Origin of the sequence: Methylobacterium sp. 22177, assembly GCF_052045615.1 — a bacterium.
Lineage (GTDB): Bacteria > Pseudomonadota > Alphaproteobacteria > Rhizobiales > Beijerinckiaceae > Methylobacterium > Methylobacterium radiotolerans.
Map to the genome: position 1 here is coordinate 16,276 of NZ_JBQEPK010000022.1, position 18,558 is coordinate 34,833.

Annotated in this window: 17 protein-coding genes, 1 other RNA gene and 1 pseudogene; 6 read left to right on the forward strand and 13 right to left on the reverse strand. The window is 69.3% G+C overall.

Annotated elements, in window-relative coordinates; all coding sequences use genetic code 11:
- Positions 1 to 157 precede the first annotated feature (157 nt).
- The 3 genes from ACTJK8_RS19280 (at position 158) to dapE (ending at position 5,041) form a co-directional block, all read left to right on the forward strand.
- Positions 158 to 1,288 (forward strand): glycosyltransferase family 4 protein, encoded by a 1,131-nt coding sequence (locus tag ACTJK8_RS19280; protein ID WP_012320098.1) that lies wholly within the window; start codon positions 158 to 160, stop codon positions 1,286 to 1,288.
- A 148-nt stretch (positions 1,289 to 1,436) separates the two neighbouring features.
- On the forward strand, positions 1,437 to 3,782 hold the full coding sequence (locus tag ACTJK8_RS19285) for an amylo-alpha-1,6-glucosidase (RefSeq protein WP_024829497.1): 2,346 nt from the start codon (positions 1,437 to 1,439) through the stop codon (positions 3,780 to 3,782).
- Positions 3,783 to 3,862: 80 nt separating this feature from the next.
- Positions 3,863 to 5,041 (forward strand): succinyl-diaminopimelate desuccinylase, encoded by a 1,179-nt coding sequence (dapE, locus tag ACTJK8_RS19290; RefSeq protein WP_029357743.1) that lies wholly within the window; start codon positions 3,863 to 3,865, stop codon positions 5,039 to 5,041.
- On the opposite strand, the gene truA is transcribed toward dapE, so the two are convergent.
- From truA to recR, 4 genes are all read right to left on the reverse strand, one after another.
- A complete protein-coding gene (gene truA / locus ACTJK8_RS19295; RefSeq protein WP_043074038.1) occupies positions 5,023 to 5,784 on the reverse strand; it encodes a tRNA pseudouridine(38-40) synthase TruA in 762 nt (253 codons plus the stop codon). The two genes, dapE and truA, sit on opposite strands and share 19 nt — an antisense overlap.
- Positions 5,784 to 6,725 carry a methionyl-tRNA formyltransferase gene (gene fmt / locus ACTJK8_RS19300; protein ID WP_440762364.1) on the reverse strand — a complete coding sequence of 314 codons (942 nt, stop codon included), beginning with the start codon at positions 6,723 to 6,725 and terminating at the stop codon, positions 5,784 to 5,786. The genes truA and fmt overlap by 1 nt, the downstream gene beginning before the upstream one ends.
- A 7-nt stretch (positions 6,726 to 6,732) precedes the next feature.
- A complete protein-coding gene (gene def / locus ACTJK8_RS19305; RefSeq protein ID WP_440762365.1) occupies positions 6,733 to 7,248 on the reverse strand; it encodes a peptide deformylase in 516 nt (171 codons plus the stop codon).
- A gap of 104 nt (positions 7,249 to 7,352) precedes the next feature.
- Entirely contained in the window at positions 7,353 to 7,958 is a 606-nt protein-coding gene (gene recR, locus ACTJK8_RS19310) for a recombination mediator RecR (RefSeq protein WP_012320092.1), read from the reverse strand.
- A 415-nt stretch (positions 7,959 to 8,373) separates the two neighbouring features.
- Between recR and ACTJK8_RS19315 the strand changes: the two genes are divergently transcribed.
- A complete protein-coding gene (locus ACTJK8_RS19315; RefSeq protein ID WP_012320091.1) occupies positions 8,374 to 9,993 on the forward strand; it encodes a phosphoenolpyruvate carboxykinase in 1,620 nt (539 codons plus the stop codon).
- A 160-nt stretch (positions 9,994 to 10,153) separates the two neighbouring features.
- Here the strand turns inward: ACTJK8_RS19315 and ACTJK8_RS19320 are convergent, their stop codons facing one another.
- From ACTJK8_RS19320 to ACTJK8_RS19335, 4 genes are all read right to left on the reverse strand, one after another.
- Positions 10,154 to 10,477 (reverse strand): YbaB/EbfC family nucleoid-associated protein, encoded by a 324-nt coding sequence (locus tag ACTJK8_RS19320; RefSeq protein ID WP_440762366.1) that lies wholly within the window; start codon positions 10,475 to 10,477, stop codon positions 10,154 to 10,156.
- Between the two features lie 67 nt (positions 10,478 to 10,544).
- A complete protein-coding gene (locus tag ACTJK8_RS19325; RefSeq protein ID WP_440762367.1) occupies positions 10,545 to 12,458 on the reverse strand; it encodes a DNA polymerase III subunit gamma/tau in 1,914 nt (637 codons plus the stop codon).
- Between the two features lie 37 nt (positions 12,459 to 12,495).
- Positions 12,496 to 12,594, reverse strand: an RNA gene (ffs, locus tag ACTJK8_RS19330) — signal recognition particle sRNA small type.
- Between the two features lie 54 nt (positions 12,595 to 12,648).
- Positions 12,649 to 12,909 carry a PepSY domain-containing protein gene (locus ACTJK8_RS19335; RefSeq protein WP_012320088.1) on the reverse strand — a complete coding sequence of 87 codons (261 nt, stop codon included), beginning with the start codon at positions 12,907 to 12,909 and terminating at the stop codon, positions 12,649 to 12,651.
- Positions 12,910 to 13,052: 143 nt separating this feature from the next.
- Here ACTJK8_RS19335 and ACTJK8_RS19340 point away from each other — a divergent pair.
- Positions 13,053 to 13,697 (forward strand): annotated as a pseudogene (locus ACTJK8_RS19340) (magnesium chelatase domain-containing protein); the annotation flags it as partial.
- A gap of 48 nt (positions 13,698 to 13,745) precedes the next feature.
- On the forward strand, positions 13,746 to 15,479 hold the full coding sequence (locus tag ACTJK8_RS19345) for a recombinase family protein (protein ID WP_440762368.1): 1,734 nt from the start codon (positions 13,746 to 13,748) through the stop codon (positions 15,477 to 15,479).
- Between the two features lie 87 nt (positions 15,480 to 15,566).
- Here ACTJK8_RS19345 and ACTJK8_RS19350 read toward each other — a convergent pair whose 3' ends face one another.
- From ACTJK8_RS19350 to ACTJK8_RS19370, 5 genes are all read right to left on the reverse strand, one after another.
- A complete protein-coding gene (locus ACTJK8_RS19350) occupies positions 15,567 to 15,905 on the reverse strand; it encodes a hypothetical protein (RefSeq protein WP_440762369.1) in 339 nt (112 codons plus the stop codon).
- A complete protein-coding gene (locus ACTJK8_RS19355) occupies positions 15,902 to 16,363 on the reverse strand; it encodes a hypothetical protein (protein WP_440762370.1) in 462 nt (153 codons plus the stop codon). Before ACTJK8_RS19355 ends, ACTJK8_RS19350 begins: the two co-directional genes overlap by 4 nt.
- Complete coding sequence (locus ACTJK8_RS19360) at positions 16,363 to 16,854, reverse strand: hypothetical protein (protein WP_440762371.1); 492 nt, start codon at positions 16,852 to 16,854, stop codon at positions 16,363 to 16,365. Before ACTJK8_RS19360 ends, ACTJK8_RS19355 begins: the two co-directional genes overlap by 1 nt.
- Positions 16,851 to 17,069: a hypothetical protein gene (locus tag ACTJK8_RS19365; protein WP_440762372.1), complete on the reverse strand. Its 219-nt coding sequence runs from the start codon at positions 17,067 to 17,069 to the stop codon at positions 16,851 to 16,853. Before ACTJK8_RS19365 ends, ACTJK8_RS19360 begins: the two co-directional genes overlap by 4 nt.
- Before the next feature lie 582 nt (positions 17,070 to 17,651).
- Complete coding sequence (locus tag ACTJK8_RS19370; RefSeq protein WP_440762373.1) at positions 17,652 to 18,545, reverse strand: hypothetical protein; 894 nt, start codon at positions 18,543 to 18,545, stop codon at positions 17,652 to 17,654.
- Between the last annotated feature and the right edge of the window lie 13 nt (positions 18,546 to 18,558).

An 18,558-nucleotide genomic window follows, 5' to 3' on the forward strand; every position in this document is an offset into this window, starting at 1 on the left:
ATTCGGGGGAATTCGGGGACGGCTTGCGCGCCGCACAAAACGGCGGGGGACAGCGGGTGCGCCAGGAACCATAACCTTAGCCGTCGGTTTCATTCATGTCCCGCTCAGGCCGGCAGGGTTAGACCCCCCGTCAAATTGGCCAACCAGGAGACACTTCGTGCGCATTGCCCAGATCGCTCCGTTGTCGGAGGCCGTCCCTCCGAAGTTCTACGGCGGCACCGAGCGCGTCGTCAGCTGGATTACAGAGGAACTGGTTCGCCAGGGCCACGAAGTCACGCTGTTCGCGAGCGGTGACTCCGAGACGACTGCCAAGCTCGCGGCCTGCACACCCGAGGGCCTGCGCCTGCTCGGCTACCGGGACCACACGGCCAGCCACCTGGCGATGCTGCATCAGGTGCACCGCCGCGCGCACGAATTCGACATCCTGCACTTCCACATCGACCTGCTTCAGTACCCGATGTTCGAGGATCTGAACCATAAGTGCATCACCACGATGCACGGTCGCCTCGACGTGCCGGACTTCATGCCGGTCTACCGGACCTTCACGGGCATGCCGCTGGTCTCGATCTCCGACAATCAGCGCCTGCCCATGCCGCCGACCTCCAACTGGCTGGCGACGATCCATCACGGCCTGCCGGCCGAGAACTGCCCGTACTACCCGGAGGCCAAGGGCGGCTACCTCGCCTTCCTCGGCCGGATCTCGCCCGAGAAGCGGCCCGACCGCGCGATCGAGATGGCGATCCGCTCCGGCACTCCCCTCAAGATTGCCGCCAAGGTCGACAAGGCCGATCAGGATTACTGGGACGAGGTCATCGAGCCGATGATCCACCACCCGCTGATCGAGTACATCGGCGAGATCAACGAGGAGCAGAAGAAGGACTTCCTCGGCAACGCCCTGGCGCTCGCCTTCCCGATCGACTGGCCGGAGCCCTTCGGCCTCGTGATGATCGAGGCGATGTCGGCCGGCACCCCGGTGATCGCGTTCCGGAACGGCTCCGTGCCGGAGGTCATCAAGGACGGCGTCGGCGGCGTGCTCTGCGATAACATGGACGACGCCGTGGCCGCTGTCGCCAAGGTGAAGGCAATGAGCCGCGCCGGCGTGCGCCGCCACTTCGAGAGCGCCTTCACCGCCGAGTGCATGGTGAAGAAGTACGTGGCCGCCTACGAGGAGCTGCTCGCCCGCGGCGCCGACGTGATCAAGCTGCCGAAGTCCGGGTTCATGCCGCAGTACGGCGAGGTCAACGGCTCCGCGCGACCGGCGATCCCGGTCGCCGCCATGCCGGCCTGAAAAACGGCACCGGGCTTGCGAGGCGGGTCCGGCTCGGCCTAGCGTCTTAAAGGCGACTCATCCGTAGGGTGAACAAGGGCTGCTGCATCGTAGGGATGCAGCAGCCCTCTCGATTCGCACCCCTCACTTGCACCCGGAGATGCCCTGCATGGCGGCGGACAACACGGCAGCGGCCCACGATGCGAAGGCCCGGACCGCGGCGAGCGCCGGAAGCGTGGCGCACGGATTCCAGGACGCGGACGACGTCCTCCCGACCTACCACATCGAGGCGCAGACCTCCCTGGTCGAGCGGCCGCTGCGCTCGCTGAAGTTCGGCGAGGCCTTCGGCGTCCTCGATTCCTACGGCGACATCGGCGTCCAGCCCGGGCCGGAAGGCCTCTATTTCCAAGACACGCGCTACCTCTCGCGCCTGGAGGTGACGGTCGAGGGCCAGCGCCCGCTGATGCTCTCCTCAGTGATGCAGGACGATAACGGCGCGCTCAGCGTCGACATGACGACGCCCGACATCCGCATCGACGCCCACGACGAGACCTCGATCCCCCGCGAGACGATCGCGATCGAGCGCACCAAGTTCCTGTTCCGCGGCGCTTGCTACGACCGGATCGGCCTGCGCTCGTACGATTCGAAGCACCGGCGCCTGCGCATCGCCGTCACCTTCGACGCAGATTTCCGCGACCTCTTCGAGGTCCGCGGGACCGACCGTCAGGAGCGCGGCAAGCGCGGCGTCCTGGTGGCGAGCGACCGCGAGGTGCAGTTCCGCTACGTCGGCCTGGACGAGATCGTCCGGACGACGTCCCTGCATTTCGGCCCGAAGCCCGATTCGATCGAGCCCGGCAAGGTGGCGTTCGACGTGTCGCTCCCGCCGGGCGGCCGGACCTCCCTGTTCATCCGGGTGACCTTCGAGGCGCACCGGGCCTTCACCAAGCCGCCGACCGACACGATGGTCGGCGAGGACGCGGCCGCCCGGCTCACGCTGGCGGCCAATGCCGGCGGCGCCCGGCGCGAGCCGAAGGATCTCGGTGAGGGGACGATCTTCGCGCGCGCCTACCGCGATTCGCGGCGGGACCTGCGGGCACTGACGGCCGGCATCACCACGATCATCTCGTCGAACGACCAGTTCAACGAGGGGTTGTGCCGGGCCACGGCCGACCTCTACATGCTCGCGAGCCGAACCCCGGAGGGCATCTACCCGTTCGCCGGCATCCCCTGGTACTCCACGGTGTTCGGGCGCGACGGCATCATCACCGCGATGATGGCCCTGTGGATCGACCCGAAATTCGCCCGGGGCGTCCTGCGCTACCTCGCCTCGACGCAGGCCAAGGCGGTCGATCCGGCCGCCGACGCCCAGCCCGGCAAGGTCCTGCACGAGACCCGCCGCGGCGAGATGGCGATGCTCGGCGAGGTGCCGTTCCGGCACTATTATGGCACCATCGACGGCACGCCGCTCTTCGTGATGCTGGCCTGGGAGTACTACGCGGTCACGGGCGACCTCGAGACCGTGCGGGCGATCTGGCCAGCCCTCGAACTGGCGCTCGAATGGATGGACCGTTATGGCGACCGCGACGGCGACGGGTTCGTCGAGTACGCCCGCGACACCGACAAGGGCCTCGAGAACCAGGGCTGGAAGGACAGCCACGACTCGATCTTCCACGCCGACGGCCACCTGGCCAAGGGCCCGATCGCTCTCTGCGAGGTACAGGGCTACGTCTACGCGGCCAAGAACGGCATGGCGAAGCTCGCGGCGCTCCTCGGCCACGACCCGATGGCCGAGCGGCTCACCCAGGAGGCCGCGAGCCTGCGCGAGCGGTTCGACGCGGCGTTCTGGAACGAGGAGATCGGCACCTACGCGCTGGCGCTCGACGGCGCGAAGAAGCAGTGCGCGGTGCGCTCCTCCAACGCCGGCCACGCCCTGTTCACCGGCATCGCCAAGCCGGAGCGGGCGGCGCGGGTCGCCGAGACGCTGCTGTGCAAGGACGGCTTCAACGGCTGGGGCGTGCGCACGATCGCCAAGGGCGAGGCGCGCTACAACCCGATGTCCTACCACAACGGCTCGATCTGGCCGCACGACAACGCGCTGATCGCGATGGGTCTCGCGCGCTACGACCGCAAGCACGAGGCCGCGCGCATCTTCCAGGGGATGTTCGACACCTCGCTCTACCAGGACCAGAAGCGGCTGCCGGAGCTGTTCTGCGGCTTCATGCGCCGCAAGCAGCGCGGCCCGGTCTCGTACCCGGTCGCCTGCAGCCCGCAGGCCTGGGCGGCGGCGGCGCCGTTCGCGTTCCTGGCGGCCTGCCTCGGCCTCGAACTGGACCACGAGCGCAACCGCGTCCGGCTCAAGAACCCGATCCTGCCGGGCTTCCTCGACGGGGTGACGCTCTACAACGTGAAGCTCGGCGGCTCGCGCCTGGACATCCGCTTCCAGCGCTACGACGACGACGTCACCGTCTCGGTGCAGCGCCGCCACGGCGACGTGCAGGTCGTGGTCACCAAGTAGGGCCCGGGTCGGGAGTTCCGGGGCGGCCCGCTTCGGGTTAAGCGGGCCGCGCGGCACCTCGCGCCGCCGAGGACGGGTTCATGCCGGCTGACCATCACGCCCCCGACGCGGCCCTGCGCCTCGCGCAGGACCTGATCCGCTGCCCGTCCGTGACACCGGAAGATCGGGGCGCCCTCGACGTGGTCGCCGACGCGCTCCGACCGGCCGGCTTCGCGATCGAGCGGCCGGTCTTCGCGGAGCCCGGCTATCCCGATACGCCGAACCTCTACGCCCGCATCGGGCAGAACGGTCCGTGCCTCGTCTTTGCCGGCCACACCGACGTCGTGCCGGAGGGCGAGGGCGCTTGGCGCCACGATCCCTTCGCGGGCGCCGTGGCCGACGGGATGCTGTACGGCCGGGGCGCGGCCGACATGAAGGGCGGCGTCGCCTGCATGCTCGCGGCGACCCTCGCCTTCCTCGACCGGCGCGGGGCCGATTTCGGCGGCTCCATCGCGTTCCTGATCACCGGCGACGAGGAGGGACCCGCGGTCAACGGCACCGTGAAGCTCCTCGACTGGGCGCGGCGCCGGGGCGAGCGGTTCGACCACTGCGTCCTCGGGGAGCCGACCAACCCAGGCCGGCTCGGCGAGATGATCAAGATCGGCCGGCGCGGGTCGCTGACCGGCAAGCTCACTGTGCTCGGACGGCAGGGCCACGTCGCCTACCCGCACAAGGCCGAGAACCCGATTCCCGGCCTGCTGCGCCTCGCCTCGGCGCTGATCGCCGAGCCTCTGGATCGTGGGACCGCGCATTTCGACGCCTCGAACCTCGAATTCACCACGGTCGACGTCGGCAATCCGGCCACCAACGTGATCCCGTCGACCGCCCGGGCAACCTTCAACGTCCGCTTCAACGACGACTGGACGGCCGAGAGCCTGGGCGCCGAGATCCGCCGGCGCCTGGAGCAGGCGGCCGGGAACGCGGTCCGCTTCACCCTCGACCTCCAGCCCTCGAACGCGCCGGCCTTCCTGACGCGGCCGGACGCCTTCGTGACGCTCGTCGCCGAGGCGATCCGGGCCGAGACCGGTCTGATGCCGACGCTCTCCACCACCGGCGGCACGTCGGACGCGCGCTTCATCAAGGATGCCTGCCCGGTGATCGAGTTCGGCCTCGTCGGCGAGACGATGCACCAGGTCGACGAATGCGTGGCGGTCGCCGACCTCGAGCGGCTGACCGCGATCTACGGGCGCGTGCTCGACGCCTATTTCCCGGGATCGTAGTCGACGCCCACGAAGGTCAGCCCCGCGGCCGGGGCCAGCGGCCCGCAGCGGCTTTTGTCGCCCGAGGCGAGGATCTCGGCCACGTCGTCCGCGGCGAGGCGACGGCAGCCGGCGAGCATCAGCGTGCCGACCATCGCCCGCACCTGATGGTGCAGGAAGGAGCGCGCCGCGGTCGCCACCACGATCTCGTCGTGGAGCGCCATCGGCGCGCGGGCGACGTCGAGCTGCTCCAGCGTGCGGATCGGGCTGTTCGCCTGGCATTCGGCGGCCCGGAAGGCCGAGAAGTCGTGGCGGCCGACGAGGCGCTGGGCGGCGTCGTGCATCAGGTCCGCGTCGAGGGGCCACGGCACGTGCCAGACATGAGCCCGCGTCAGCGCCGCGGGGCTGCGCCGATTGAGGATACGGTAGCGGTAGTGCCGGCGGATCGCCGAGTGGCGGGCGTCGAAGCTGTCCGGCACGGTCTCGGCGGACAGGATCGCCACCGGCTGCGGCCGCAGATGGGCGTTCAGGGCGTCCCGGACCGTGTCGGTCCGCCAGTCCTTGGCGAGGTCGAGATGGGCGACCTGATGGATCGCGTGCACGCCGGCATCGGTCCGGCCCGCGCAGGTGAGCCGGGCATTCTCGCCGGAGAAGCGCGTGACGGCCGCCTCGATCGCGCCCTGGACCGTGGGATCGTCGGCCTGCCGCTGCCAGCCGCAGAAGGGGCCGCCGTCGTACTCGATGACGAGCTTGTAGCGGGGCATCAGCCGAGGCGGGCGCCGGGCGCCAGCCGCGCGCCGCGGACGAACTCGGCCCCGCTCGCGCTTCCGCCCTTCCCGGCGCGGCGCAGCTCCACGAGCCGCACGGCACCGTCCCCGCATGCGACGGTGCCTTCGGCGTCGAGCAGCGTGCCCGGCGCGCCCGCGCCCGAACCCGCGCTCTCGGCGAGGGCGGCACGCAGCACTTTCACCCGCTCGGGTCCCTTGCCGAGATCGACCTCAAAGAAGGCGCCGGGGAACGGCGACAACCCGTTGATCCGGTTCGCGACCTCAGCCGCCGGCCGGGACCAGTCGATCCGCGCCTCGTCGTTGGTGATCTTGTGCGCGTAGACGACGCCGTCCTCCGGCTGCGGCGTGAAGGTCAGCGTGCCCGCGTCCAGCCGGGCGAGCGCCTGCGCCATCAGGTCCGCGCCGAGCGGCATCAGGGCGTCGTGCAGCGCCCCCGCCGTCATGCCCGGCGCGATCGGCAGCCGGGCCTCCAGGGCCACCGGGCCGGTGTCGAGGCCCGCCTCCATCCGCATCACGCCGACGCCGCTCTCGGCATCGCCCGCCATCACGGCGCGCTGGATCGGCGCCGCGCCGCGCCAGCGCGGCAGCAGGGAGCCGTGCAGGTTGAGGCAGCCGTGCTTCGGCGCGTCGAGGATCGCCTGCGGCAGCAGCATCCCGTAGGCCACCACCACGGCGACGTCGGCCCGGTGCGCCGCGAAGGTCTCGGCGGCTTCGGGCGTGCGGAGCGTCGCGGGTGTCAGGACCGGGATGCCGAGCGTGTCGGCCAGCGCGTGGACCGGCGAGGGGCGCAGGCTCATGCCGCGGCCGGCCCGGGCGGGCGCGCGGGTATAGACCGCCGCGATGTCGTGCCCGTCCTGCGCAAGCCGGGCGAGCGTCGGTACCGCGAAGTCCGGCGTGCCCATGAAGACGACGCGCATGGCCGGATCAGGCCGCGTCGCGCTTGGCCGCCTTGGTGAACTTCTTGATCACCCGGTCACGCTTCAGCTTAGACAGGTGGTCGATGAACAGCACGCCGTTCAGATGGTCGATCTCGTGCTGGATGCAGGTCGAGAGCAGGCCGTCGGCCTCGATCTCCCGCTCCTTGCCGTCGAGGTCGCGGAACTTCACCCGCACCCGGTCCGGCCGCTCGACCTCGGCGTAGTAGTCCGGGATCGACAGGCAGCCCTCGTCGTAGACCCGCTTCTCTTCCGAGGACCAGACGATCTCGGGGTTGATGAACACCCGCGCGTCGCGGACTCCTTCCTCCTTCGATGTGTCGATCGTGACGACGCGCTTCGGCACGCCGATCTGGATCGCCGCGAGCCCGACGCCGGGGGCGTCGTACATCGTCTCGAACATGTCGGCGACGAGGGTGCGGATCTCGGCGGTGATCGGCCCGACCGGCTCGGAGCCCAGGCGCAGGACAGGATCGGGAAGGATGACGAGCGGGCGGATGGTCATGGCAGGAACCGGCAGGGAAGGCGCCGGGACGGGTCCGGGCTCCCCGTCGAATAGGATGCGGCCGTGGACCGGTCAAATACCGGTTGGTGCCCCGTCGCCGACCCTCAGAACGCCGTCCGGCTGCGGATCGCCGCCGACAGCGTGCCCTCGTCGAGGTAGTCGAGCTCGCCGCCGACCGGCACGCCGTGGGCGAGGCGCGTGACCTTCACGTCGCAGTGCCGGATCGACTCCGTGACGTAGTGGGCGGTGGTCTGGCCGTCGACCGTGGCGTTGAGCGCCAGGATGACCTCGGTGACCTCGGGCCGGGCCACGCGCTCCACGAGACTCGCGAGGTTCAGGTGCTCCGGCCGGACGCCGTCCAGCGCCGAGAGGACGCCGCCGAGCACGTGATAGCGCGCCTTCACGGCCCCGGAGCGCTCCAGGGCCCAGAGGTCGGACACGTCCTCCACCACCACGAGCGTCGTCGGATCGCGCTCGGCGTCGCGGCAGATCGTGCACGGGTCCGAGGTGTCGACGTTCCCGCAGCTCGTGCACACGACGATGCGGTCGGCCGCCACCCGCATCGCGTCGGCGAGGGGCCCGAGCAAGGTGTCGCGCTTCTTGATGAGCTGGAGGGCGGCCCGCCGCGCCGAGCGCGGTCCGAGGCCCGGCATGCGGGCGAGGAGCTGGATCAGGCGCTCGATCTCGGGGCCGGCGACGGCTTGGGGCATCGTGCCTCTGGGGCGAGGAAGGGGCTTCGGATCCGGACGGGCATAGACGGCGGCGGGCGCCGCGCAAGGGTCCGGGGACGGGTGAGTACCCGCTTGTGTGGTATATGGGTATTCCGAAGCCGCTCCGCCGGTGGCATTATGCTGCCCGACGAACGGAACTGCTTACAGACTTGGGTTCCTGAGTCCACGACTGTGGTCTAACCTGTTTGTACACGTTGCGGGCTCCCGGCGGGGCCCCTTATGACAGCGAAGCTTCGCCACCTACTCGAGAGTGGGGAGGTGAGCGGCCGGGAACGGAGATCCTGCGTGCGGCGGTCCTGTACGACCGCACGGACGTCTCCCGGGCAAGCCCGGACGGCGGTGCCGTCCGGTTCAGTCGCGTCGACGGTCGAACAGGGGCCCGGGAGATACGATCTTGACCAACATCGGTGATCACAACGCGGCCCACGGCGCCGAGGCGGCCGGCTTCCGCGACCTCAAGGCCGTCCACTGGAACTTCGAGGCCCCGCGCCTCTACGAGGAGGCCCTGTCCCGCAAGGAGGCGCAGCTCGCCCGCGGGGGCGCGATCGTCGCCACCACCGGCAGCCACACCGGCCGCTCGCCCAAGGACAAGTTCGTGGTCCGCGACGCTGGCACCGAGAACGAGGTCTGGTGGGACAACAACGGCGCCATCACGCCCGAGCAGTTCGAGACCCTGCGCCAGGACTTCCTGAAGCACGCCGAGGGCAGGGAGCTGTTCGCCCAGGACCTCTACGGCGGTGCCGATCCGGCCTACCGGGTCAAGGCGCGGGTGTTCACCGAGTTCGCGTGGCACTCGCTGTTCATCCGCAACCTGCTCATCCGGCCGGACCGCTCCGAGATCGCGTCCTACGTGCCGGACATGACGATCATCGACCTGCCGAGCTTCCAGGCGGATCCCGCCCGGCACGGCTGCCGGTCGAAGACCGTGATCGCCATCGACTTCTCGAAGAAGCTCGTGCTGATCGGCGGCTCCGCCTACGCGGGCGAGATGAAGAAGTCGGTCTTCACCTACCTGAACTACATCCTGCCGGGGCAGGGCGTGATGCCGATGCACTGCTCGGCCAACGCGGCGCTCGACGCCGAGGGCGGCTCGGCGATCTTCTTCGGCCTCTCGGGCACCGGCAAGACGACGCTGTCGAACGATTCCTCCCGCCAGCTGCTCGGCGACGACGAGCACGGCTGGTCGAATTCCGGGATCTTCAACTTCGAGGGCGGCTGCTACGCCAAGACGATCCGTCTCTCGCGCAACGCCGAGCCGGAGATCTACGCCACCACCGAGCGCTTCGGCACGGTGATGGAGAACGTGATCATCGACCCGGTCACCCGCGTGCCGGACTTCGACGACGCGTCGCTCACCGAGAATACCCGCTGCGCCTACCCGCTGGACTTCATCGCCAACGCGAGCGCCACGGGCCGGGCCGGGCATCCGAAGAACATCGTGATGCTGACCTGCGACGCCTTCGGGGTGATGCCGCCGATCGCCAAGCTCACCGGCGCCGAGGCGATGTACCACTTCCTCTCGGGCTACACCGCCAAGGTGGCCGGCACCGAGCGCGGCCTGACCGGGCCGGAGGCGACCTTCTCGACCTGCTTCGGCGCGCCGTTCATGCCGCGGCACCCGAGCACCTACGGCAACCTGCTGCGCGACCTCATCGCCAAGCACAGCGTCGATTGCTGGCTGGTCAACACCGGCTGGACCGGCGGCGGCGTCGGCACCGGCCGGCGGATGCCGATCCGCGTGACGCGCCGCCTGCTGAGCGCCGCCCTCGACGGCTCGCTGGCGCAGGCCGAGTTCCGGCGTGACCCGTATTTCGGCTTCGCGGTGCCGGTCTCGGTTCCGGGCGTCGAGCCGCACATCCTGACCCCGGTGAAGACCTGGGCCAACAAGGGTGCCTTCGTGGAGACGGCCGCGCGGCTGGTGAAGATGTTCGACGACAACTTCAAGCGGTTCGAGGACCACGTCGACGCCGACGTGCGCTCTGCCGGGCCGACCGCGCAGGCGATCGCGGCCTGAAGATCGGACGGGCGGCTCGCAGGGCCGCCCGTTCCTCCCCGTCCTCGCGAGCGCGACGAAGCAGTCCAGGGCAGCGCGTCCTCGACGAGCGCGGCGCTGCCGGATCGCTCCGCCGCACTCGCGAAGACGACGGATTCGACCGTTCCGTCGGACCTGCAGCCTAGAAGGGCAGCTTCATGCCCGGCGGCAGCGGCAGGCCCTTCGTCAGCTCGGCCATGCGCTCCTGCATGGTCGCCTCGGCCTTGCCGCGGGCGTCGTTGCAGGCGGCCACGATCAGGTCCTCCAGGATCTCGCGCTCGTCCGCCACCATCAGCGACGGGTCGATGCTGACGCCCTTCATCTGGCCCTTGGCGGTCATGGTGACCCGGACCGAGCCGCCGCCGGAGGCGCCGCTCACCTCGGTCGCGTCCATCTCGGACTGCAGGTTGGCCATCTTCTCCTGCATGGCCTGAGCCTGCTTCATGATGCCCATCAGGTCGCGCATGCGGCTCTCTTTCCGTTCTTCCGTCTGATCTGGGTATGGCCCGGCCCGGGCGCCACCGTGCGCCGCGTCAGGCGTCGTCGTCCTCGACCTCGCCGACCCGCGCGGCATCGCCTTCCCCGAGGATCTCCTGCTCGGCGGAGGGCAGGGCCTCGGGCGCGGTCTCGCGCACGTCGACGATCTCGGCCCCGGGGAAGCGCGTCAGCACCTCGCGCACGAAGGGGTCGGCGGCGGCATTCTCCCGGCGGGTCTCGGTGGCGGCCCGGGCCGCCGCGTCGAGGGTCGGGGCGCCCTCGTCCTTCGACAGGGCCACCACCCAGCGCCGCCCGGTCCACCGCTCGATGGCGGCGGCGATGTCGGTGGCGAGGCTCGACCGGCCTCCGGAGGCGAGGCGGAACTCCATCCGCCCCTCCTCGAAGTGCACCAGGTGGACGTCGCGCTCGAGGGCGGTCCGCAGCAGGATGTCCCGGTTGGCGTCCGCCAGCGCGATCAGGTCCTCGAACCGTCCGAGGCGCGGCGTCGGCGGTGTCACGGGCGCCGGTCTCGGCGCCGGCGCAGCGACGGGCGCGCTCATGGCGACGCTCGCGGTCGCGTTCACGGCGACGGGCGCGGCCACGGGTGCCGTGACCGGGGCGGTGTCCGCGGCTGCCGTGCGGGGTGCCGCGGCGAGCGCGGCGGAGCCGCCGCCGCGCAGGTCGGGGATCGGCGGCAGCGGCGGCCGGGCCGACACGGCCGGGGCCTCGTCCGCGGGGGCCGCGGCCGCCTCGGCCCTGAGCTGGCGCAGCGCCTCGTCGGGGGTCGGCAGATCGGCCGCGTAGGCGAGGCGCACGATCGCCATCTCGGCCGCCGCGAGCGGCCGGGGCGCGGCCTGGACCTCGGGAATCGCCTTCAGCAGGATCTGCCACGCCCGCGACAGGGCGCGGATCGAGAGTTTGTCGGCGAACGCGGCCCCGCGGACGCGCTCCGTCTCGCTGAGCGTCGGGTCCGCGGCCGCCTCCGGCACCACCTTGAGCCGGGTGACGAGATGCGTGAAGGCCGCGAGATCCGAGAGCACCACCGACGGGTCCGCGCCGGAATCGTACTGCGCCCGCAGTTCCGCGAAGGCGGCCGGGACCGACCCGCGCATCACCGCCTCGAACAGGTCGAGGATCCGGGCGCGATCGGCGAGGCCCAGCATGTCGCGGACGCTCTGCGCGGTGATCGTGCCGGCGCCGTGGGCGATCGCCTGGTCGAGCAGCGAGAGCGCGTCGCGCACGGACCCTTCCGCGGCCCGCACGATGGCCCCCAGCGCCTCGTCCTCGACGATGACCCCCTCGGCCGCGCAGACCTTTGCGAGATGGGCGTGCAGGGTCGGCGCCTCGACGCGGCGCAGGTCGAATCGCTGGCAGCGGGACAGGATCGTCACCGGGACCTTGCGGATCTCCGTGGTGGCGAACACGAACTTCGCGTGCGGCGGCGGCTCCTCCAGCGTCTTCAGGAAGGCGTTGAACGCCTTCTCGGAGAGCATGTGGACCTCGTCGACGATGTAGACCTTGTAGCGCGCCGAGACCGGCCCGTAGCGGATGCCGTCGATGATCGCCCGGACGTCGTCGATACCGGTATGCGAGGCGGCGTCCATCTCCAGCACGTCCATGTGCCGGGATTCCATGATCGCCGCGCAGTGGAGGCCGAGTTCCGGCATCGACACGGTCGGGCCGGTGTCGGGCTGTCCGGCGCGGGCGTAGTTGAGGCCGCGGGCCAGGATGCGCGCCGTCGTGGTCTTGCCGACGCCGCGAACGCCGGTGAGCATCCAGGCCTGCGGGATGCGGTTGGCCGCGAACGCGTTGGCGAGGGTCCGCACCATCGCGTCCTGGCCGATCAGGTCGCCGAAATTGGTCGGGCGATACTTTCGGGCGAGCACCCGGTAGGGCGTCGCCGCGGCGGGGGGCGCTGGAAACCCGGGCAGGCCCGGCTCGTCGTCAGGCGTGCCGGTCGTAGCGTCCATGCCGTGTCTGGGTCTGGCTGCCGCGCGCCGTGGAATGAGGTGGGAGGCTGGACGAAGACCCGCTCGGTCTCGTTAGGGCTGCTTCCTTCCGGACCTGACCCGGTTGGCGAGTGAAACGTCCCTCGCCAACCCCCCGCCGGCTATATGGCCGGGCCTCGCTCTGAACGCAAGCGCTGCCTCTCGGCGCCGCCTACTCGGCCTTGCGCTTGACGATCGCCAGGGTCTTCGGATCGAGCTTCAGGTCGAACTGCTTGCCGCTCGCGTCGATCGCGTCGTCGACCTCGATCATGCCGTCGTCGAGTTCGATCTCCTTCCACTTGGTGAAGCCCTCCTGCTTGAGCATGGCTTCGACCTTCGCCTGCTGGTCCGGCGGGAGCTTCTCGTCGGCGCGGGCGGCGAGGCTGCTGCCGGCGATCAGGGTCAGGGCGAGAAGGGTCGTGGTCAGGCGCATGGCTGTCTCCGATCCGGCCATTGTGTCCGGCTGTGAACAGGCCGGCGGCAGCGGAGTTCCATGGCGGCGATGCCCTTGAGCCGCTCCCGGATCTGCCGCACATCTGGGCCGTACCGGAACGCGGCGGCGAGGACTTGGCACCGATGGTCACCCGCGTCGCCACCGTGGCCTTCGAGGGCATCGAGGCGCGGGCGGTGGACGTGCAGGTCCAGATCGTCCCGGGCTCCGTGGTCTTCACCGTCGTCGGTCTGCCCGACAAGGCGGTGGCGGAATCGCGCGAGCGGGTCCGCGGCGCGCTGATCGCCTCCGGACTGGCACTGCCCGCCAAGCGCATCACGGTGAATCTCGCTCCGGCGGATCTTCCCAAGGAAGGCTCGCACTTCGACCTGCCGATCGCGCTGGGCGTCATGGCGGCGATCGGCGCGATCCCGGCCGACGCGCTCGCCGGCTACTGCGTCCTCGGCGAACTCGCCCTCGACGGCAGCATCACGGCGGTCAGCGGCGTGCTGCCGGCCGCCGTGGCGGCCGGTGCCCGGGGGCTCGGGCTCATCTGCCCGGCCGCCACCGGGCCGGAGGCGGCCTGGGCCGGGGGCGACCTCGACGTGCTCGCGCCGCGCTCGCTGATCCAGCTCGCCAACCACTTCAAGGGCAGCCAGGTCATGGCGCGGCCGGAGCCCGCCGTCGCCGCGCCGACCGGGCCGCTTCCGGACCTCGCCGACATCCGGGGGCAGGAGGGTGCCAAGCGCGCCCTCGAGATCGCGGCGGCCGGCGGCCACAACCTGCTCATGTTGACGTCTTAGAGACCTACGTGGCATTGCCGCCTTTGGAGGTCGGCCATGCCGAAGGCGTACTCGTATCTGCGGTTCTCGACGCCTGAGCAGGCCAAGGGTGACAGCTCGCGCCGTCAGACGGCGTTGGCCAGGGACTACGCCCTTCGCCATGGTCTCGACCTCGACCAAAAGCTGACCTTCGCGGATCTTGGCGTATCGGCCTTCCGTGGAAGGAATGCCGAAACCGGCCGCCTGGGCGAGTTCCTGGAGGCCGTGAAGGTCGGTACCGTGCCGCAGGGCTCCTACCTTTTGGTGGAGAGCTTGGACCGCATCTCCCGGCAGGCAGCTAGGAAGGCGCTGCGGGCATTGGAGAACATCGTCGAAGCGGGGATTACCGTCGTCACGCTCAGCGATGGCAAGGCCTATACGGCTGATGGGATCGACGACGATCCCATGTCGCTGATGCTCGCGCTGATGATCTTCATCCGATCGAACGAGGAGAGCGCGACGAAGTCGAGGCGTCTGAAGGCGGCATGGGCGAACAAGCGCGACACCGCCGGTTCACGACCGCTCACGGCTCGCGCGCCGGCTTGGCTGGAGCTGACGCCCGATCGAACGTGGCGGGTGCGCGAGGATCGTGCGGCTGTAGTGCGCCGGATCTTCGCGATGGCAGCCGAAGGATCTGGCGAGCACGCGATCACGGCCGCGCTCAACCGGGATGGCGTCCAGCCATTCGGCAACGGATCTCGGCTCGCCGCGCATTGGCACCGAACCTCGATCATCAAAATTTTGGACAACCCTGCGGTAGGGGGCGTGCTCCAGCCCTACACCCAAGAGCATGTAGAAGGTCGGAAGGTGCGGACGCGCCAAGCGCCGGTCGAGGGCCACTTTCCGATCATCGTCGATGACGAGACGCGGGAAACGGTTCGCGCCCTTCGGACTTCGTCGATTAACCCCCAGCGCGGCCGACACGCGACCGCCGAAATCAGAAACATGCTCGCCGGGCTGGCCCGTTGCCCAATGTGCGGGGCGACAATGACGCGGGTCTCGAAAGGGTCAAAGGCCAAGGCCGGGCACCCATCGCTGGTTTGCACGAAGGCGAAGGCCGGCGGAGGGTGTCGGTATCGTGCCGTCCGACTGGATCACGTCGAGGGCGCAATCCGAGTCGATGCGGATTGGCTTTTTCAAGTCCGGAGCTTCGACGGTCCGTATGGGGGCCTAGGTGACCCCCTGGAAAAGGTGCGGGAGGCAATCCAGAAGGCGGAGGCGCGGCGGGACAACCTCGTCCGGGCCATCGCGGAAGGGGCAACCTCCTCAGCCCTGAGCATCGCACTTGTGACTGAAGAGAAGGCCGTTGAGGTCTTCCGGGGCCGCGAGCTTGAGCTGCTGCGCGCGAGGGCGGTCTCGGACCAAGCTGCGGTCTCCCGCAGGTTCGACGAGCTTCGCGGCCTTCTTGCCGCCTACGCACCCGATCGCCAGCGGGTGAACGTACTGCTGCGGCAAAGTCTGTCGTCTGTAACGGTGCAATACGGGACGGGCTTCCTGATCTTCAGGTGGAAGGACAACAGCGAGACGATCATCAAGTATGACGAGCGCGACGACCACACGCGCGCGCCGGAGGAGTGGCAGGTCGCGGCTAGGAAACTGACCGAGGAGCTGCCCGCTTTCTCAACTCCGATGACCGAAGAGGCGCATTTCGCCGTCATCTCGCATCCGCTCTCGGTCGAGCGCTCTGTTCAGCGCTTTCTCGCCTTGCCGTTTGTGCCTGCCGGCGATGCTCCGAAGGCGGACAGCCCCTAGGATCGCCAGAACGAGTCGGGAACGGTCATCAATAGGCTGAAGGCGCCGGACGTAGCCGGGAACGCCTCTCGCCCGTCTGCGGCCTTCCTATTCGCTTCTCGCGCCTCGCTTCAGCGTGACCGTCGCTGTGGCACCGGGCTCCACCGCGACGATCCGCAGGCCATGAGCGTCAAAAACGTCCAGAGCGCTTCCGGCGGGGGCGAGGGTGCCGAAGTGGTCCGGGGTCGCCAGCTCGCCGTCGAGGGCCCAGCGGATCGCACCATGCGCGACCACGAACGCCGCGAGCGGGCCGGGCGGCAGGTTTGCCAGCGCCAAGCCGGTGGGCCGGTCGAGGGCGTCCGCGTCGAGGTGCCGGGTTCCGAACACCACCTCGCCCGGTCGAACGATCTCGCGCCAGTCGAAGGGCGGGAGGTCGGGGGCGCTCACGCCTCCGCCTCCGCAGTCTCAGCCTTGGCTTTGCGCTTGGCCTCAGCCTGCTCTTGGGTCGCCAAGCGCCGGGCGCCGTCGATCTCGATCTGAGCCTTGCCAGCCTCGATCCGCGCGGCCTCCGCCGCTTGTCGGCGAGCCGTGATGATCTCCTGAACGGATCCCCGCAGTATCCTCGCCAACTTCTCAGCGCCTCGGGGCTTGCTCAGGACTTCAACTACCTCCGGTAGATCGCCCCCGAATTTCTCTCGGAACAGCTCGGCGACAGGCTGGAGTGGACCATCGGCCGCGATGCGGGCCTGTTCGCGCTCCGCCTGGATCAGGGCATCTTGCCGAGCCGATAGCTCCCGGAGTTGCTGCTCCCGCGTTTTGAACTTGGGATCGTTCCGCTTCTCTTGCTCGTCGGCCAGTCTATCCTTGCCGTTCTGCTCGCGTTGTCTCCAGTTACTCGAAAACATTATCCTGCCTGTACTTTTAGATTATCTGCAATTTCCGGCAGATACTTGCGGATGATGGCCCGGTGAGTCTGATTTCCACCGGCACGGAAGGGGTTTGGACCGGCTGCGAGCCGGCGCGCGTGTTCGACCTGTTCGCCCTCATGCGCGGCCTTCGCCGTGGTGGCGCCGTTGGTGGCCGTGCGGGCGAGCGCGGCGGCTGTGAGACCTGTCCAGCGCGACGGCGGAGCAGGCGGCGGGGGCGGTTCTGGCTGGGCGACGGGAGCCGGCGGAGCGGGCGGCGTCAGGGCCTTAGGGAACCATCCGCAGGCGTGGGCGACGGCCTTGTCCGGGCTTGCGAGTTCACCATCCACCATCGTGATGCCGGTGGAGAAGGTGATGATGCGCCCCAGTAGAAGCGCGTCTGCGGCCTGGATCTGCTCTTCGGTCGGCGCGAGACCGGCGGCGGCGACGTGAGCCTCGATTAGGTCGCGGTATGAGGTCGGTTCGCTCACAGGGCGTCTCCTGAGGCCTGCCGGCGGGCGTCGAGGTTCGAGATCGGCGCGCCGGGCTTGAGCAGGCCGCCGGTTGTCAGGGCCTCCCCCAGTGTGCGGCGGATGTAGGTGGAGATGGTCTCGCGATTGCGAGCCGAGGCGCGCTCAAGCGCCTTTCGGAGGTCGCTGGACGGTATGAAACCGACCATGCGGCCCCCTGTCGGGGTCTGGTTCATCTTGGTCTCGGGAGGGATTGGCGGGGCGGCGCCCTGCGGAAAGGCCGGCCCCTGAAGGCGCTCGCACAGGCGAACGGCCGCGATCCGCACGGCGTCGGGCCGGTCTCAGACCGGCGGGAACCTGAGCGGTTCAGCTCAGATATAGAATTTGCAGGATACCCATTTCTTACACTAATCGGGCTCCAGTGTCAAATGATCTTTAATGACACATCGTCGCACAGGCGTGCTTTGTGCTACGGCTATGCTTGGTCCGGCATTGGATGTGCTGATGATGGTGGCGCGTAGCGCAGAAATGCCACCGCTGAGCAGCCGGTCGAGGTCGAGGCGGTCCGGCCGGGTCAGCTCGTGGTCATGGTGGGAGCCGAAGGCGACGTAAACGCCTCCGCCGGGTCCACGTCTCAGGCCTCGCGCGCGTCACCGTCTACGTCGAGCTCCCGGAACCGTCTTTCTCGCTCCGCTCGCACCACCACCATCATCTGGTCGTGATGATCCTCCCAGCACTGCGCTGCCGGAAAGGTCCCTGTCGCCTCCGGCTCCCAATACCACCACTGAGACGGTCTCGATCTCCGCGACGATCGCCGGTCACGCGGAACGGGCGAGTTGGGCGTTGTCGTTCATGGCAGGCTCGCAGTTCGCAAAAGTGTGTCGTCCATGTTCCCCAGAGGATGGGGGACACAGTTTTGCGTAATCCAGGATGCCGGCCTCGATGAAGGGCGCGAGCTTGGCGTCGAGGATCTGATCCTTCCTCCATTTCTGGATCATGCGCCGGGATTTCAGGCCGATTGCAGCGGCGATAGCGTCGTCGCATTTGGTCCGCGTCCGGTCGGATTGGGCGGTCATGCCCCTCTCGCGCCGAACCTCAGTGGCGCGGTTCCGCTTGCGGGCCTTCACGTCGTCGGCGGAGGGCGGGTTGACCGAACCGAACCCCCGGAGACCGACCGCGCGCACCTCCTCTAGGGTGAGGCGGAGAGCCGAGACGATCGCCTTCATGCCGGGCGCCCAGCGAGCGCCGGATCGACGGGCCTCCTCATGCTGCCGGACCATGGCGCTCACGCGCGCCTCGATCCCGGCCGGACCGATCTCGCGCACGAGGGCCGGCACGAACTGCTGCGCCCAGCCCATGACGTAGGCGACCGGATCGCCGCCCTCGATCGCGCTGGCCTGCACGAGGAAGGGCGCGACGAGATCGAAGTAGGTCTCGCCGTCGTCGGTCTCGCATGGACCCTCGTGCCGGTGTCGGACGATCTTGCTCAGGGCGCCGACACGTTGGCGCGGGAAGTTGCGGCTCGATCGACGCTGATCCTCCACCTCGTATCGTTTCACCCTGAGCCGGTTTTCGACATCGATGAAGCTGTCGTTTTGGGGCCGGTCTACTTGATCGCCGGGCGGTCCTGATGTATGTTCCATCTCTCTCGACTGCTCCAAAAAGCCCTGGTCGCCACCTCTTCCCGGACGAGGCGACTGGGGCTTCTTCATGTTTGGACAGGCA